Genomic DNA, 15,252 nt, shown 5'->3' on the forward strand with positions numbered 1-15,252 from the left:
AAAAAATGTTTTTAAGGATAAATATCCTTACTACCCACATAGTACGCACGTTTTTTAAAAGTGTATAAGTGTTCCGCTGAGATCTCACAAAAATAAAAGCCTAAAATTTGTTAGGGGGATTATGGATGAAGAACCAATCCAATATGCCGCTTTATCAGCTGTTTGTTCATCCAAAAGATTTGCGTGAATTAAAAAAGGATATATGGGACGATGATCCGGTGCCGGCTGTGATGAAGGTAAATCAAAAAAGGCTGGATATTGATATCGCTTACCGGGGATCGCATATCAGAGACTTCAAAAAGAAGTCATACCATATTTCCTTTTATCAGCCGAAAACATTCCGCGGCGCGAGAGAGATTCACTTAAATGCGGAGTATAAAGATCCTTCCATGATGAGAAACAAATTGTCCCTGGATTTTTTCTCAGAGCTTGGGACGCTGTCTCCAAAGGCGGAGTTTGTGTTTTTAAAGGTGAATGGAAAGAATGAAGGGGTTTATCTTGAACTTGAATCCGTCGACGAATTTTATTTAGCGAAAAGGAAGCTGGCGGACGGGGCGGTTTTTTACGCGGTTGATGATGATGCTAATTTCTCTCTGATGAGCGATTTGGAAAGGGAAACGAAGACATCGCTTGAGCATGGATATGAAAAGAAGACAGGGACTGAGGAAGACGATTTTTATTTACAGGATATGATCTTTAAAATTAATACTGTCCCTAAAGCCCAATTTAAATCAGAAGTGACAAAGCATGTGGATATCGACAAGTATTTGCGCTGGCTCGCCGGCATTGTGTTCACCTCAAACTATGACGGGTTTGTCCACAACTACGCGTTGTACAGAAACAGTGAAACCGGATTATTTGAGGTGATTCCTTGGGATTATGATGCGACCTGGGGCAGGGATATCCACGGAGAGCGGATGGCTGCCGATTATGTAAGAATTCAAGGATTTAATACACTAACCGCCCGGATATTGGATGAACCCGATTTTCGCAGGTCCTACAAACATCTGTTAGAAGAAACGCTCCAATCTCTTTTTACAATAGAATATATGAAACCGAAAATAATGGCGATGTATGAGCAGATTAGACCGTTTGTCCTGATGGACCCATATAAAAAGAATGATATTGAGCGTTTTGACCGTGAGCCGGATGTAATATGTGAGTATATTATAAAAAGAGCTGATTACCTCAAAAGTGAGCTTGATCTTTTATCCTGACGATAAACGGGCGGATTCCGGTGAACGGAGCGCCTTTTTTTATTTCCGTTCATTTAACGATTTGCATATATCCACAAATTGTCCCAGTACAGGGTTTTGGCTGTCTTTTCTATACGCGATAATCCATTCTGCTTTGAGCTGAAAATGATCAACGCTTCGATACGTGACATCAAGGTTAAACAGCCGTCTGGCCGAGGAGGGCACAATGGTAATACCAATGCCCGCTGTCACCAGTCCGATGACCATTTGATATTCTGTCGCTTCCTGAACAATATTTGGCACAAAACCTGCGTTTTCACAGAGCTGAATAAAGTCGGTATATAACGTAGGCCACGCTTCTTTGGAAAGGGTGATGATCGGTTCGTTTTCCAAATCTGTAATGTTGATTGATTCTTTTAATGCAAGCGGATGCTGTTTTGGTAAAGCGAGGATGCATGGACTGCTCTGGGTTGTCTCAATTTGCAGCTCCGGATGTTCTAACGGCGGATGGAGAATGCCGATATCGATATTTCCCTTGAGCAACTCATCCTGCTGCCGGTAAGAAGTGATTTCTTTCAGTTCAATTTTCACAGAGGGGAATTTTTTACGGTATTCCCGGATGATCGGCGGCAGAAATTCATATGTAGCAGATCCGACAAAACCAATGACAAGATGGCCGTGCTCGCCGCGAGCCGTCCGCTGTGCAAGTTCAATTCCTTGTCCAATTTGCATCAAAGCTGACCGGCAGTGATTTAAAAAGATTTCGCCGGCCGCGGTCAGCTCGACAAATCGTTTTGTCCTCTTCAGAAGCGTCACCCCGACTTCTTCTTCCAGCTGTTTTATCTGCTGGCTGAGAGGAGGCTGTGTCATGTTCAGCCGCCGCGCAGCTTTTCCGAAATGAAGCTCTTCGGCTACTGCGATAAAGTATTGAAGATGGCGAAGCTCCATTCAATATGCATTCCTTTCCTTAGGTTAATAATTCGTAATACATATTAATCATAAGGCGAATCGATATTGGAGGTCAATTTCCAAAGAGTGTATAGTGAAACGTATCACAAGAAATATTTAAAATTTTATGTTTAAAATGCATAATAAGGAGTGAGGGTGTTGACAAAAGCAACAAAAGAACAAAAATCCCTTGTGAAAAACAGAGGGGCGGAGCTTGTTGTTGATTGCTTAGCGGAGCAAGGTGTCACACATGTATTTGGCATTCCAGGTGCAAAAATTGATGCGGTTTTTGACGCTTTACAAGATAAAGGGCCTGAAATTATCGTTGCCCGGCATGAACAAAATGCAGCATTTATGGCGCAAGCAGTCGGCCGTTTAACTGGAAAACCGGGAGTCGTGTTAGTCACATCAGGACCAGGTGCCTCTAACTTGGCAACAGGATTGCTGACAGCAAACACTGAAGGTGACCCTGTCGTTGCGCTTGCTGGGAACGTGATCCGTGCAGATCGTTTAAAACGGACACATCAATCTTTGGATAATGCGGCGCTATTTCAGCCGATTACAAAATACAGTGTAGAAGTTCAAGATGTAAAAAATATACCGGAAGCTGTTACAAATGCATTTAGAATAGCGTCAGCAGGTCAGGCTGGGGCCGCTTTTGTGAGCTTTCCGCAAGATGTTGTGAATGAAGTCACAAATACAAAAAGCGTGCGTGCTGTCGCAGCGCCAAAACTTGGTCCTGCACCGGATGCTGCAATCAGTGCAGCCATTGCAAAAATCCAAACAGCGAAGCTTCCTGTCGTTTTAGTCGGCATGAAGGGCGGAAGACCGGAAGCGATTAAAGCGGTTCGCAAGCTTTTGAAAAAGGTTCAGCTTCCATTCGTCGAAACATATCAAGCTGCCGGTACTCTTACGAGAGATTTAGAAGATCAGTATTTTGGCCGTATCGGTTTGTTCCGTAACCAGCCTGGCGATTTGCTGATTGAGCAGGCTGATGTTGTTTTGACAATCGGTTATGACCCAATTGAATACGATCCGAAATTCTGGAATGTCAATGGTGACCGGACAATCATCCATTTAGATGAAATCCTGGCTGACATTGATCATGCTTACCAGCCGGAACTTGAATTGATCGGTGACATTCCGTCCACGATCAATCATATCGAACATGATGCTGTGAAAGTGGACTTTGCTGAACGTGAGCAGAAAATCCTTTCTGATTTAAAACAATATATGCATGAGGGTGAGCAGGTGCCTGCAGATTGGAAATCAGACAGAGTGCATCCTCTTGAAATCGTTAAAGAATTGCGAAATGCAGTCGATGATCATGTTACAGTGACTTGCGATATCGGTTCACATGCGATTTGGATGTCACGTTATTTCCGCAGCTACGAGCCATTAACATTAATGATTAGTAACGGTATGCAAACACTCGGCGTTGCGCTTCCTTGGGCAATCGGCGCTTCATTGGTGAAACCGGGAGAAAAAGTGGTATCAGTCTCTGGTGACGGTGGTTTCTTATTCTCAGCAATGGAATTAGAGACAGCAGTTCGTTTAAAAGCACCAATTGTACACATTGTATGGAACGACAGCACATATGACATGGTTGCATTCCAGCAATTGAAAAAATATAACCGTACATCTGCGGTCGATTTCGGAAATATCGATATCGTGAAATATGCGGAAAGCTTCGGAGCAACTGGCTTGCGCGTAGAATCACCAGACCAGCTGGCAGATGTTCTTCGTCAAGGTATGAACGCGGAGGGTCCTGTTATCATTGATGTCCCGGTTGACTACAGTGATAACATTAATTTAGCAAGTGACAAGCTTCCGAAAGAATTCGGAGAACTCATGAAAACGAAAGCTCTCTAGCACTCTGCGCATCACGACACTGTTTGATGAACAGCACTAAACAAAAGGAGTGAAGGGAATTATGAAACGCGAAAGCAACATTCAAGTGCTCAGCCGGGGCCAAAAAGATCAGCCTGTGAGCCAGATTTATCAAGTATCAACAATGACTTCTCTATTAGACGGAGTATATGACGGGGATTTTGAACTGTCAGAGATTCCGAAATACGGAGACTTCGGTATCGGAACCTTTAACAAGCTTGACGGAGAGCTGATTGGATTTGACGGCGAATTTTACCGTCTCCGTTCAGACGGAACTGCCACACCGGTCCAAAACGGGGACCGTTCTCCGTTCTGTTCATTTACGTTCTTTACACCGGACATGACGCACAAAATTGATGCGAAAATGACACGTGAAGAATTTGAAAAAGAGGTCAACAGCATTCTGCCAAGCAAAAACTTATTTTATGCTATCCGCATTGACGGATTGTTTAAAAAAGTGCAGACAAGAACGGTAGAACTTCAAGAAAAACCTTACGTGCCGATGGTTGAAGCGGTCAAAACACAGCCGATTTTCAACTTCGACAACGTGAGAGGGACGATCGTAGGTTTCCTGACACCAGCTTATGCTAACGGAATCGCCGTATCTGGCTATCACCTGCACTTCATTGACGAAGGACGCAATTCAGGCGGACACGTTTTTGACTATGTGCTTGAGGATTGCACGGTTACGATCTCTCAAAAAATGAACATGAATCTCAGACTTCCGAATACAGCGGATTTCTTTAATGCGAATCTGGATAACCCTGATTTTGCTAAAGATATCGAAACAACTGAAGGAAGCCCTGAATAAAAGAAAAAAGAAAGCCTTTTTGTGCAGGGCTTTCTTTTTATTTGGCTCTTTTCCTGATTTTAGATAAAATAACGTCAAAAGGGTAAAGGTGTGGTCTGATGAAAATATTGGTTTTAGCAGTTCATCCTCATATGGAAACCTCAGTTGTTAATAAGGCGTGGGTAGAGGAATTAGATAAACATGACAATATCACAGTACGGGAGCTTTATAAGGAATACCCGGATGAAGCGATAGATGTTGCGAAGGAGCAGCAGCTGTGTGAGCAATACGACCGGATTGTCTTCCAATTTCCGCTTTATTGGTACAGCTCTCCGCCGCTCTTAAAAAAATGGCAGGATCTTGTGCTGACTTTCGGCTGGGCCTTTGGTTCAAAGGGAAACGCTTTGCATGGCAAGGAGCTGATGCTGGCTGTTTCAACAGGGAGCGAAGCGGAAAAATATCAGGCTGGCGGAGGCAATCATTACTCGATCAGTGAGCTTTTGAAACCATTTCAGGCCACGAGCAATCTGATCGGCATGAAATACCTGCCCCCATACGTGTTCTATGGCGTGAATGGTGCAACTGAAGAGGATATTTCCCTCAGCGCAAAACGGTTAGCTGAATACATCCAGAAGCCTTTCGCTTAAAAGAAAAGCCCTGTCCAGCATGCGGCAGGGCTATTCTATGATTAAAAATCCGGCAGCTCGGACAGATTATTTTCCTTTATGCCGTCTGGTTCACTTCGCAAAATATCACGCCCGTATTTATGGAAGACATCAACATGAGCGAGTTTTCCCGCTTGTGCTTCTGACAGCGCAGTGGGATAGTCGAGCTCTCTTCCTGTGTTCGTTTTCACTGCGATAATATTGTCATCCTCATTTCTTCTGACTGCAATAATTTCTTCTTGTCCAGATGGAACAGCTTGCTGTTCGCCGTTTGTTTGCTGAGCCTTATACGATTCATATGCTGCTTCAAATTGATCCATATCTACACCTCCATTATTTAACGTGAACAAAAATGTCGATGATCATGTATGGTTTCGACATGGCATACGACAATATTTCCTGAGAAATATCTCGGGGATGTGACAAATCAATTCATAATAAAAGGGATTCCGCATAGACACGGAATCCCTTTCAGTTATTTTGTCATGTGTAAATCCTTTGTTTTCATATAGCCTGTCGCTCCGCCGTAATCAACGAATACCCAATCAAAATCAAAACCGCCTTTTTTCGTTTTACTCCAGCCTAAAAAAGAAACGCTTGTGTTTGCTGGAAGAGTCTTGATGCTCTTTCTTTCAGCGGATGTATATACTTTTGTTTTTGTTTTGGTTTTTACTGTTGTAGCAGCTTTTACAATGTAATGAGTGGAGACAAAGCCTGTTTTGCCGTTTTTATAATGAACCTTTGCCCAGTCAGCATTTGCGAAGGAAATCAGCTTTAAGCTGTCTCCCAAGTGCAGCGTATCGGCTTTATGACTTGATGCGGAAGCCTTCGTTCTGACATTTAGGGCCTCTGCTGACACCAAATAAGAATCAATCGGATAGCTGTATAAATCATCAATGCTTACAGTTGTTTCTGGCTGTTGTGCATGGATTGTGCTTGCGGTCCCTGCAGAAGCCGCAGTCATTCCGGCTGCAAGTGCTAGAGTTGATAATATTTTTGTTGTTTTGTTCATTTCGTTCCTCTCCTCACGTAAGAGAAATAAATTCATTCTATATCTCTATTCACGTTTTCACAGAGTCCTAAACATAAAAAAGGATCAGATAAAGATCTGATCCGTGGCAATTATTTTTGTGTTTCTAGTTTGAGAGGTGCAGATATGGATTTCTTCACTTTTTTTCCATGCAAAATATCATCTGCTGCTTCTGTAGCCAGTTTACCGATCAATTCAGGCTGCTGGGCGACGGTGGCTGAGAGCTTTCCGTCTTTAGTGGAAGCGAGCGCATCTTTATTGCCGTCAAAACCGATCACTAAAATATCTTTTCCCGAGCTGTTAATTGCTTCGAGAGCACCGAGCGCCATTTCATCATTGTGAGCAAAAACAGCTTGGATATCCGGATGTCCCTGCAGCAGGTTTTCCATGACAGTCAGGCCTTTGGTGCGGTCAAAGTCAGCTGATTGCTTTGTGACAACGTCAAGCTTTTCATCTGCGATGTTATGAAATCCTGAGCCGCGTTCCCGTGTGGCAGATGCGCCGGACACGCCTTCAAGCTCTGCCACCTTTGCTCCTTTTCCAAGTTTGTCGGAAATAAACGCCGCGGCCATTTCACCGCCTTTGACATTATCGGAAGCGACGAGGGTTTCAACTTTTCCTTGTTCGGCAGATCGATCGATTGCTACGACGGGCACACCGACTGAGTTTGCAGATTCTACTGCCGTTGAGATCGCCGAGGAATCAGTCGGGTTGATTAACAATGCATCGACACCTTGCTGAATTAAATCTTCTACGTCACTCGTCTGTTTTGATGAATCATTTTGTGCATCGACAATGATGACTTTCATTCCCCGTTTTTCAGCTTCTTTTTCGATACCCTTTTTTAATGAGACAAAAAAGGGATTGTTAAGCGTTGAGACGGACAAGCCGATGGTGAATTCCTTTTTGTTACCCGAGTTTGACGGCTTTGCCCATTGGGGAGGCTCAAGCGAACAGGCAGTTAATAAAAACAATGATAACGTTAAAATGACGGATACAGCCTTTTTCATATGAAAAACCCTCCTATGCTGACTTCTTGCGGTCTAATAGTACCGCAATTAAGATGACTATCCCTTTGACAACCAGTTGGTAAAACGATGAGACGCCAAGCAGGTTGAGTCCGTTATTAAGTGTGCCGATGATCAGCACCCCGATTAACGTGCCGACAATGCGTCCGCGGCCGCCGGAAAGACTTGTTCCGCCTAAGACAACCGCTGCGATAGCATCCAGTTCGTACGATTCCCCGGCAGTCGGCTGTGCTGAATGCAGGCGGGAAGTCAATATGGCGCCGGCAAGGGCGGATAAAAGCCCGGCTAAAGAATAGATCATCACTTTCACGCGCGTCACTTTAATGCCCGAAATAAGCGCGGCTTTTTCATTGCCTCCGATTGCGTACGTTCGGCGTCCGAACGGTGTTTTATGGAGAAGCACCCAAAGGATGACAAAGGCAAGAACCATCGTAATCGCAGGTACAGGAATGCCTAAAAAGTAACCGCGCCCGAACAGCTGAAAAGCGTAGTTTGTGCCAAGTCCGGTAATCGGATTTCCGTCTGTATACACAAGCGTCAGTCCGCGAAACACAGTCATGGTCGCAAGCGTGGCGATAAAGGGCGCCATTTTTCCTTTTGTGATCAATAGTCCGTTGATCATGCCGAGTACGCCACCAATGATACAGCCCAGGATAATCGCAAGAACCGGATCGACACCAGATACAATCATTCCCGCAACTAAAGCGCTGGACAGGGCAAGAATAGCGCCGACAGAAAGATCAATGCCGCCTGTTAAAATCACAAAGGTCATGCCGAACGCGATTAACCCGTTAATAGCGACCTGGCGAAGCAGGTTTAAAATATTCAGCGGTTCAAGAAAGCTGGGATTTAAAATAGATACAATGATCACGAGAATAAATAAACCGAGAAACGGGCCGAGCTTTTGCATGACTCCGTCGAAGTGGATCCGTTTTTGTTCTGTTTGCAGTTGTTCTGTTTTCATATTACCGCCCTCCCGTGGCAAGTGTCATAATTCGTTCTTGTGTTGCTTTCTTCGCATCGATTTCTCCGCTGATTCTGCCTTCATGGACAACGATAATACGATCGCTCATTCCGAGAATTTCCGGCAGCTCTGATGACACCATAATGATGGCGACGCCGCGTTCTGTCAGCTCATTCATCAGCGAATAAATCTCCCGTTTGGCGCCAACATCCACACCTCTGGTCGGCTCATCCAAGATGAGCACTTTCGGCCCGATGCCGATCCACTTGGCAATCACCACTTTTTGCTGGTTGCCTCCTGATAAATGGCGTGCATGCGTTTCAGATGATGCCGTTTTGATGGTCAGGCGTTTGATTAACAGATCGACAAATTCAGCTTCCCGTTTGTGATCAATGAGGCCCTTTGGAGAAAAACTGGACAAATTGGGCAGAGCAATATTCTCGCGAATTGATGTGTCGAGCAGCAGCCCTTCATCTTTGCGGTTCTCTGTGATAAAGCCGAGCCCTTTTTTCACCGCATCCTGCGGGTTCTTAATAGCCGTCTTTTTTCCCGCGATCCATATCTCACCCGAGTTCAGCCTGTCAACGCCGAACAGCGCTCTCATGATTTCTGTCCGGCCGGCTCCCATCAATCCGGAAACACCAACGATTTCACCGGAACGAACATAAAAGCTGACATCTTCAAAACGTCCTTTGACGGAGGCATTTTTCACCTCGAATATTTTGTCGCCGAGAGAAGGAGTGCGTGTCGGATATCGTTCAGTCAGCTCGCGGCCGACCATTTTTTTGACGACTTCATCAAAATCGGTTTCTGAGATGTTTGTTGTGTCTACGGTTTTTCCATCACGCATGATGGTGATTCTGTCGCAAATCGCAAAAATTTCTTCCATGCGATGCGAAATGTATACAATGGATACGCCGTTCTTTTTTAACGCTGTAATGACCTCAAATAGCTTGCTGATTTCACGTTCCGTCAACGCTGCTGTAGGTTCATCCATAATGATTACCTCGGCATTGGTCATGAGCGCTTTTGCGATTTCGATCATTTGCTGCTGTCCGACAGAACACTCGCCCGCTTCTTGGTCAAGAGAAAGAGAGACAGACAGTTTGTCAAATTGCTCTTTTGCTAGCGCTTTCATTTTTCTCGTTTGTAGAACACCCAGCTTAGAGGATATCTCTTTTCCGATAAATAGATTCTCAAGAACGGTCATTTCCGGCCAGATATTCAATTCTTGATGGATAAAAGCGATTCCATGCTTTTCCGCTTCTTTCGGATTGGAAAAATACGTTTCGTTTCCGTTTATGCTGATTTGCCCTTTATCCGATTTATGCAGGCCTGTCAGAATGTTCATAAGCGTGGACTTGCCGGCGCCGTTTTCTCCCATTAATGCGTGAACTTCACCGGGCACGAGCTGAAAGGAAACGCCCGACAGCACTTGGTTTTTTCCGAATGCTTTATGAATGTCTTTCATTTCAATCTGCATGTCCCATCCTCCTTTCTAGAAAAGCACACCCGCCTGCAGGATACAGTTGGCATATGGTGTGAATTCACCTGTTCTTATAATTGCTTTTGCTTCTTTTGTCAGCAGCTTAAATTCTTCGTGAGAAAGGTATTCAATCTTCTGCTCAGCAAAAAGATTCTCTAGAAATCTCGCATTCTCCTGATTAGCAGCTTTTATTTCAGATGCAGCAATAACTTTTTCAACGATCATCTCGTCTGCGAGCACTGCCGTTGTATCCTGGAAAGCCGGGAGACCCGGCTTCAGTGAAAGATCAATTTTCAAAACGCCGTCAGGAACGGGCAGTCCCGCATCCGCGATGACAATTTTATCAGTGTGGCCAAGATCGGCTAAAAGCTTGGCAAGATGGCTGTTCAGTATACCGTGTTTTTTCATGACAGCAGCTCCTCTACTTCTTTTCTTGTCGGCATTCCGCCTTGGGCGCCGAAGGAACAGACAGAAAGGGAAGCGGCACGGTTGGCAAACCGCAATGCAGCTTCAATGTCTTTTCCCTCCGCCAGAGCAACGGCGAAGGCTGCGTTAAACGTATCACCGGCTCCGGTAGTGTCAACAGGCTCAACAGGGAAGGACGGGATGAGCCGCTCTTTGCTTCCGGCTGAATAGCGGACGCCTTGTTTTCCTTCTGTAATAAAGAGCTTCGCCGGATAAAGCGCCAAGGCCTCAGAAACGGTAAGCTCAGGGAATAAGATCGACGCCTCGTGTTCATTCGGCGTGAGGTAGGTGGCGTGATCAATTGTTTCCTGCTTCAGCGGGCGGGCCGGTGCCGGGTTGAGCATGATCGGGATATCGTGAGAATGGCAGTATCTGCACACCTCATCAACCGTTTCCTCCGGGATTTCCTGCTGAATCAGGACCATATCGATCTTTTCAATCTGGTCAAGCGCGTCAATCGAATAAGATGGGGTGATGTCATCGTTCGCACCTTTGACGACGACAATGCTGTTATCACCTTCAGCAAGCACAATGTGGGCGGTTCCGCTTTCTTTATGTGTAACCGGTTCCATATAATCGGTGCGAACGCCGTTTGCTTTTAAATTATCCAAAATGGCTGTTCCATAATGATCATCTCCGACCTTGCCAACCATAAACACGTTGGCGCCAAGTCTTGCAGCAGCAACGGCCTGATTTGCTCCTTTACCGCCCGGCACAGTTTGAAACGACGTGCCAAGTACTGTTTCACCGGCTTTTGGGCGTTTGTCCGAGGTGACCACTAAATCCATAGAACAGCTTCCAATCACACAAATATTACGCATCATGATCTTCCTTTCTTGTCGTCTTTCTTCCTATATAGGTGACGGGCATTTGAATCGCCGTTTCTGTCAGCGGCTGTTTTTTGATGATACGCAAAAGCAGTTTGGCTGCTTCTTTGCCCATGTTATATGCAGGCTGTTTAATTGTAGACAGAGGCGGGAACAGCAGCTCGCTTTGCGGAATGTCATCATATCCGATAATTTGAATATCCTCCGGCACGTTTTTTCCGCGCCGCAATGCTTCATGTAAAACCGCAGCGGCTTGAATATCATTACTCGCTATCACACCGTCTGTCTCAGGATATGAGGCAAACAGTTCCTTCGCCATCGATTGCGCATCCTTGAAAGAAAATGAAGCCGTCTCGATGACCTGAAAATCAACTTCGGCCTGCTGTAAGACCTCCAAAGCGCCGTTAAAGCGGTCTTGAGCGGTCGGCAGGTGAGCGGGGCCTCTCAAGAGCGTAATGCGCTTGCTTCTTCCGTGAATGATGACTTCGGCAGCTAATTTTCCTCCTGTATGGCCGTCACTGGACACAGAAGGAGCGCCTTCAGGTGTTCTGTCCAGAAAAACGACTGGGTGATTCATGCCGCTGTATTCATCAAGATCCGGGTAATTCGTTGCGGCAATAATGCCAGCGACATGATTTTGTTTAAAGGTTTGAAGGTACTCAAGTTCTTTTTTTAATTCCTCGTCACTGTTGCCGAAAATAAGGCGATAGCCTTCCCGGTTCAATTCATCCTCAGCACCGCGGGCAAGCTGGGGGAAGAAAGGGTTTGTGATATCCGGGAGCAAAAGCCCGATCAGCCGGGATTCTCTTTTATAAAGAGATCTTGCGACTTCATTCGGGTAATAGTTCAGCTTCTCCATCGCCGCTATGACACGCGTTCGCGTTTCTTCATGTACATAGCCGTTGTCATTCAGGACGCGGGATACCGTCGCAACAGAAACGCCCGCCGCTCCGGCGACATCTTTAATTGTAGCCAAAACAGCTCCTCCTTGTTTGTGTAACCGTTTACATAGATAGATTATCATGAGCATTCCGAAGTTGGCAATAAAAATATCAAAAGAAATCTAATTGTAAATTGTATATATAATTGAGAAATTTAAGGTTTTCACTCTTTTTTTGACAAAGTCTTCACAATTCTGGATGAAGATTTCTTGAACAAATATTAAGTTTTATTAAAATTGTTTCAAAGTCATGCGTTTAGACCTGTAAATGAGGAGAAACAGAAAAGACTATCCGCCCAGAAAATGTTTAATTATGTTAGAGAAATCGGACCCGGATGTTTAGCGTTTTCATGAATGATCCCATTAGTCATTTTGGTATGGGCCTAATATTGCCGCTTCCATGCAGAAAGGGTGACATTATGACCTTGTCCTTAAGAAACAGGAAAAAAATATTTTGTGTTCATAAGAACCGGAAACACGCGTGTTAGCAGGGAAAGCTTGATATCATAGGCTGAAAAAAAGATTGATTTGAAATGCATATTAAATGCAAACACCGAGGTGTGACTATACGTCCAGAAGGATATCAAGAGAAAAATGAAAGCGCATTCCTTTTGTTTTTTTAAAAAAGAGATAAGGTGTAAGTCCTGCCTTTTTCCAAAAATAGAAAACAGTTTGTGGGTACAAAATCTCTTTCAAAAGAGAAGTTTGGCTTAGTGGATTAGGGAAGATTATGTTACATAATGCCGATTGAGAATTCATAGTGATTCTATATACTGATGAATGAATTTACAACAATATAGAAGGAGATGTCGAAAAGCAATGTGGTTACTCATTATAGCCTGTGCTGTCATACTGGTCATCGGAATATTAGAAAAACGACGACATCAGAAAAACATTGATGCCCTCCCTGTTCGAGTGAATATTAACGGCATCCGAGGGAAATCGACTGTGACAAGGCTGACAACCGGAATATTAATAGAAGCCGGTTACAAGACTGTTGGAAAAACAACAGGAACAGACGCAAGAATGATTTACTGGGATACACCGGAGGAAAAGCCGATTAAACGGAAACCCCAGGGACCGAATATCGGAGAGCAAAAAGAAGTCATGAAAGAAACAGTAGAAAGAGGGGCTAATGCGATTGTCAGTGAATGCATGGCTGTTAACCCGGATTATCAAATTATCTTTCAGGAAGAACTTCTGCAAGCCAATATCGGCGTGATCGTTAACGTTTTAGAAGACCATATGGATGTCATGGGGCCTACGCTCGATGAAATTGCGGAAGCGTTTACTGCTACAATTCCTTATAATGGCCATCTTGTGATTACAGATAGTGAATATACCGAGTTCTTTAAACAAAAAGCAAAAGAACGAAACACAAAAGTCATCATTGCTGATAACTCAAAAATTACAGATGAATATTTGCGTAAATTTGAATACATGGTATTCCCTGATAACGCTTCTCTGGCACTGGGTGTGGCTCAAGCACTCGGCATTGACGAAGAAACAGCGTTTAAAGGAATGCTGAATGCGCCGCCAGATCCGGGAGCAATGAGAATTCTTCCGCTGATCAGTCCGAGCGAGCCTGGGCACTTTGTTAATGGGTTTGCCGCAAACGACGCTTCTTCTACTTTGAATATATGGAAACGTGTAAAAGAAATCGGTTACCCGACCGATGATCCGATCATCATCATGAACTGCCGCGCAGACCGTGTCGATCGGACACAGCAATTCGCAAATGACGTATTGCCTTATATTGAGGCAAGTGAACTGATCTTAATCGGTGAAACAACAGAACCGATCGTAAAAGCCTATGAAGAAGGCAAAATTCCTGCAGATAAACTGCATGATCTAGAGTACAAGTCAACAGAAGAAATTATGGAATTGTTAAAGAAAAGAATGCACAACCGTGTCATATATGGCGTCGGCAATATTCATGGTGCCGCAGAGCCTTTAATTGAAAAAATCCACGAATACAAGGTTAAGCAGCTCGTAAGCTAGGAGGAAATGCAGACATGTTCGGATCAGATTTATACATTGCACTAATTTTAGGTGTACTACTCAGTTTGATTTTTGCAGAAAAAACAGGAATCGTGCCGGCAGGACTTGTTGTACCGGGATATTTAGGACTTGTGTTTAATCAGCCGGTCTTTATTTTACTCGTTTTGTTAGTGAGCTTGCTCACTTATGTCATTGTGAAATACGGTTTATCCAAATTTATGATTTTATACGGGCGCAGAAAATTCGCTGCCATGCTGATAACAGGGATTGTCCTGAAAATTGCGTTTGATTTTCTATACCCGATTGTACCATTTGAAATCGCAGAATTTCGAGGAATCGGCATCATCGTGCCAGGTTTAATTGCCAATACCATTCAGAAACAAGGTTTAACCATTACGTTCGGAAGCACGCTGCTATTGAGCGGAGCGACCTTTGCTATCATGTTTGTTTACTACTTAATTTAATGTAAGGTGTGTCAAACGATGAAAAAAGAACTGAGCTTTCATGAAAAGCTGCTAAAGCTGACAAAACAGCAAAAAAAGAAAACCAATAAGCACGTATTTATCGCCATTCCGATCGTTTTTGTCCTCATGTTCGCTTTTATGTGGGCTGGAAAAGCAGAAACGCCAAAGGTCAAAACGTATTCTGACGACGTTCTCTCAGCCTCGTTTGTCGGTGATATTATGATGGGCCGCTATGTTGAAAAAGTAACGGATCAAAAAGGGGCAGACAGTATTTTTCAATATGTTGAACCGATTTTTAAAGCCTCGGATTATGTAGCAGGAAACTTCGAAAACCCGGTAACCTATAAAAAGAATTATAAACAAGCAGATAAAGAAATTCATCTGCAGACGAATAAGGAATCAGTGCAAGTCTTAAAAGATATGAACTTCACGGTTCTCAACAGCGCAAACAACCACGCAATGGATTACGGCGCTCAGGGGATGAAAGATACACTTGGAGAATTTGCAAAACAAGATCTTGATATCGTTGGAGCAGGATACAGCTTAAGCGATGCGAAA

At 44.2% G+C, this 15,252-nt stretch carries 15 protein-coding genes and 1 pseudogene; 7 read left to right on the forward strand and 9 right to left on the reverse strand.

Annotated elements, in window-relative coordinates:
• Positions 1–125 precede the first annotated feature (125 nt).
• Complete coding sequence (gene cotH, locus CVV77_RS11480) at positions 126–1,217, forward strand: spore coat protein CotH (protein ID WP_003235593.1); 1,092 nt, start codon at positions 126–128, stop codon at positions 1,215–1,217.
• 39 nt (positions 1,218–1,256) lie between these two features.
• Here the strand turns inward: cotH and alsR are convergent, their stop codons facing one another.
• Positions 1,257–2,144, reverse strand: a complete 888-nt coding sequence (gene alsR, locus CVV77_RS11485) for an acetoin biosynthesis transcriptional regulator AlsR (RefSeq protein WP_019259658.1) — start codon at positions 2,142–2,144, stop codon at positions 1,257–1,259.
• Between the two features lie 159 nt (positions 2,145–2,303).
• Between alsR and alsS the strand changes: the two genes are divergently transcribed.
• The 3 genes from alsS to CVV77_RS11500 all read left to right on the forward strand — a co-directional run bounded on the left by alsS (position 2,304) and on the right by CVV77_RS11500 (position 5,471).
• Positions 2,304–4,016 carry an acetolactate synthase AlsS gene (gene alsS / locus CVV77_RS11490; protein WP_100275442.1) on the forward strand — a complete coding sequence of 571 codons (1,713 nt, stop codon included), beginning with the start codon at positions 2,304–2,306 and terminating at the stop codon, positions 4,014–4,016.
• A 61-nt stretch (positions 4,017–4,077) separates the two neighbouring features.
• The gene (gene budA, locus CVV77_RS11495; RefSeq protein ID WP_084993601.1) at positions 4,078–4,845 is read left to right on the forward strand and encodes an acetolactate decarboxylase; all 768 of its coding nucleotides are present in this window, start codon (positions 4,078–4,080) and stop codon (positions 4,843–4,845) included.
• A 98-nt stretch (positions 4,846–4,943) separates the two neighbouring features.
• Positions 4,944–5,471, forward strand: coding sequence for an NAD(P)H-dependent oxidoreductase (locus CVV77_RS11500; protein WP_100275443.1), 528 nt, complete (start codon positions 4,944–4,946; stop codon positions 5,469–5,471).
• A 41-nt stretch (positions 5,472–5,512) separates the two neighbouring features.
• On the opposite strand, the gene CVV77_RS11505 is transcribed toward CVV77_RS11500, so the two are convergent.
• The 8 genes from CVV77_RS11505 to CVV77_RS11540 form a co-directional block, all read right to left on the reverse strand.
• Positions 5,513–5,809 (reverse strand): DUF3892 domain-containing protein, encoded by a 297-nt coding sequence (locus tag CVV77_RS11505; protein ID WP_003235584.1) that lies wholly within the window; start codon positions 5,807–5,809, stop codon positions 5,513–5,515.
• A 155-nt stretch (positions 5,810–5,964) separates the two neighbouring features.
• On the reverse strand, positions 5,965–6,501 hold the full coding sequence (locus tag CVV77_RS11510; RefSeq protein WP_100275444.1) for an SH3 domain-containing protein: 537 nt from the start codon (positions 6,499–6,501) through the stop codon (positions 5,965–5,967).
• 110 nt (positions 6,502–6,611) lie between these two features.
• On the reverse strand, positions 6,612–7,529 hold the full coding sequence (gene rbsB / locus CVV77_RS11515) for a ribose ABC transporter substrate-binding protein RbsB (protein ID WP_100275445.1): 918 nt from the start codon (positions 7,527–7,529) through the stop codon (positions 6,612–6,614).
• A gap of 13 nt (positions 7,530–7,542) precedes the next feature.
• A complete protein-coding gene (rbsC, locus tag CVV77_RS11520) occupies positions 7,543–8,511 on the reverse strand; it encodes a ribose ABC transporter permease RbsC (protein ID WP_003235578.1) in 969 nt (322 codons plus the stop codon).
• Between the two features lies 1 nt (position 8,512).
• Positions 8,513–9,994: a ribose ABC transporter ATP-binding protein RbsA gene (gene rbsA, locus CVV77_RS11525; protein ID WP_100275446.1), complete on the reverse strand. Its 1,482-nt coding sequence runs from the start codon at positions 9,992–9,994 to the stop codon at positions 8,513–8,515.
• A 15-nt stretch (positions 9,995–10,009) separates the two neighbouring features.
• Positions 10,010–10,405 (reverse strand): D-ribose pyranase, encoded by a 396-nt coding sequence (gene rbsD, locus CVV77_RS11530; protein ID WP_100275447.1) that lies wholly within the window; start codon positions 10,403–10,405, stop codon positions 10,010–10,012.
• Positions 10,402–11,283, reverse strand: coding sequence for a ribokinase (rbsK, locus tag CVV77_RS11535; RefSeq protein WP_100275448.1), 882 nt, complete (start codon positions 11,281–11,283; stop codon positions 10,402–10,404). The genes rbsD and rbsK overlap by 4 nt, the downstream gene beginning before the upstream one ends.
• On the reverse strand, positions 11,276–12,265 hold the full coding sequence (locus CVV77_RS11540; RefSeq protein ID WP_100275449.1) for a LacI family DNA-binding transcriptional regulator: 990 nt from the start codon (positions 12,263–12,265) through the stop codon (positions 11,276–11,278). The genes rbsK and CVV77_RS11540 overlap by 8 nt, the downstream gene beginning before the upstream one ends.
• A gap of 783 nt (positions 12,266–13,048) precedes the next feature.
• Between CVV77_RS11540 and pgsB the strand changes: the two genes are divergently transcribed.
• From pgsB to pgsA, 3 genes and pseudogenes are all read left to right on the forward strand, one after another.
• A complete protein-coding gene (pgsB, locus tag CVV77_RS11545; RefSeq protein WP_003219593.1) occupies positions 13,049–14,230 on the forward strand; it encodes a poly-gamma-glutamate synthase PgsB in 1,182 nt (393 codons plus the stop codon).
• A gap of 14 nt (positions 14,231–14,244) precedes the next feature.
• Positions 14,245–14,694 (forward strand): poly-gamma-glutamate biosynthesis protein PgsC, encoded by a 450-nt coding sequence (gene pgsC / locus CVV77_RS11550; RefSeq protein ID WP_003227889.1) that lies wholly within the window; start codon positions 14,245–14,247, stop codon positions 14,692–14,694.
• Positions 14,695–14,712: 18 nt separating this feature from the next.
• A pseudogene (pgsA, locus tag CVV77_RS11555) lies at positions 14,713–15,252 on the forward strand (capsular polyglutamate synthetase PgsA); the annotation flags it as partial.

Origin of the sequence: Bacillus sp. SN1 (assembly GCF_002796895.1) — a bacterium.
In the GTDB taxonomy this organism is placed as follows: domain Bacteria; phylum Bacillota; class Bacilli; order Bacillales; family Bacillaceae; genus Bacillus; species Bacillus inaquosorum.

Excerpts from the sequence above, each read along its gene's own strand:
- cotH (WP_003235593.1), top strand. The coding sequence starts at position 126 with ATGAAGAACCAATCCAATATGCCGCTTTATCAGCTGTTTGTTCATCCA.
- alsR (WP_019259658.1), bottom strand. The coding sequence starts at position 2,144 with ATGGAGCTTCGCCATCTTCAATACTTTATCGCAGTAGCCGAAGAGCTT.
- budA (WP_084993601.1), top strand. The coding sequence starts at position 4,078 with ATGAAACGCGAAAGCAACATTCAAGTGCTCAGCCGGGGCCAAAAAGAT.
- CVV77_RS11500 (WP_100275443.1), top strand. The coding sequence starts at position 4,944 with ATGAAAATATTGGTTTTAGCAGTTCATCCTCATATGGAAACCTCAGTT.
- CVV77_RS11505 (WP_003235584.1), bottom strand. The coding sequence starts at position 5,809 with ATGGATCAATTTGAAGCAGCATATGAATCGTATAAGGCTCAGCAAACA.
- CVV77_RS11510 (WP_100275444.1), bottom strand. The coding sequence starts at position 6,501 with ATGAACAAAACAACAAAAATATTATCAACTCTAGCACTTGCAGCCGGA.
- rbsB (WP_100275445.1), bottom strand. The coding sequence starts at position 7,529 with ATGAAAAAGGCTGTATCCGTCATTTTAACGTTATCATTGTTTTTATTA.
- rbsC (WP_003235578.1), bottom strand. The coding sequence starts at position 8,511 with ATGAAAACAGAACAACTGCAAACAGAACAAAAACGGATCCACTTCGAC.
- rbsA (WP_100275446.1), bottom strand. The coding sequence starts at position 9,994 with ATGCAGATTGAAATGAAAGACATTCATAAAGCATTCGGAAAAAACCAA.
- rbsD (WP_100275447.1), bottom strand. The coding sequence starts at position 10,405 with ATGAAAAAACACGGTATACTGAACAGCCATCTTGCCAAGCTTTTAGCC.
- rbsK (WP_100275448.1), bottom strand. The coding sequence starts at position 11,283 with ATGCGTAATATTTGTGTGATTGGAAGCTGTTCTATGGATTTAGTGGTC.
- pgsB (WP_003219593.1), top strand. The coding sequence starts at position 13,049 with ATGTGGTTACTCATTATAGCCTGTGCTGTCATACTGGTCATCGGAATA.
- pgsC (WP_003227889.1), top strand. The coding sequence starts at position 14,245 with ATGTTCGGATCAGATTTATACATTGCACTAATTTTAGGTGTACTACTC.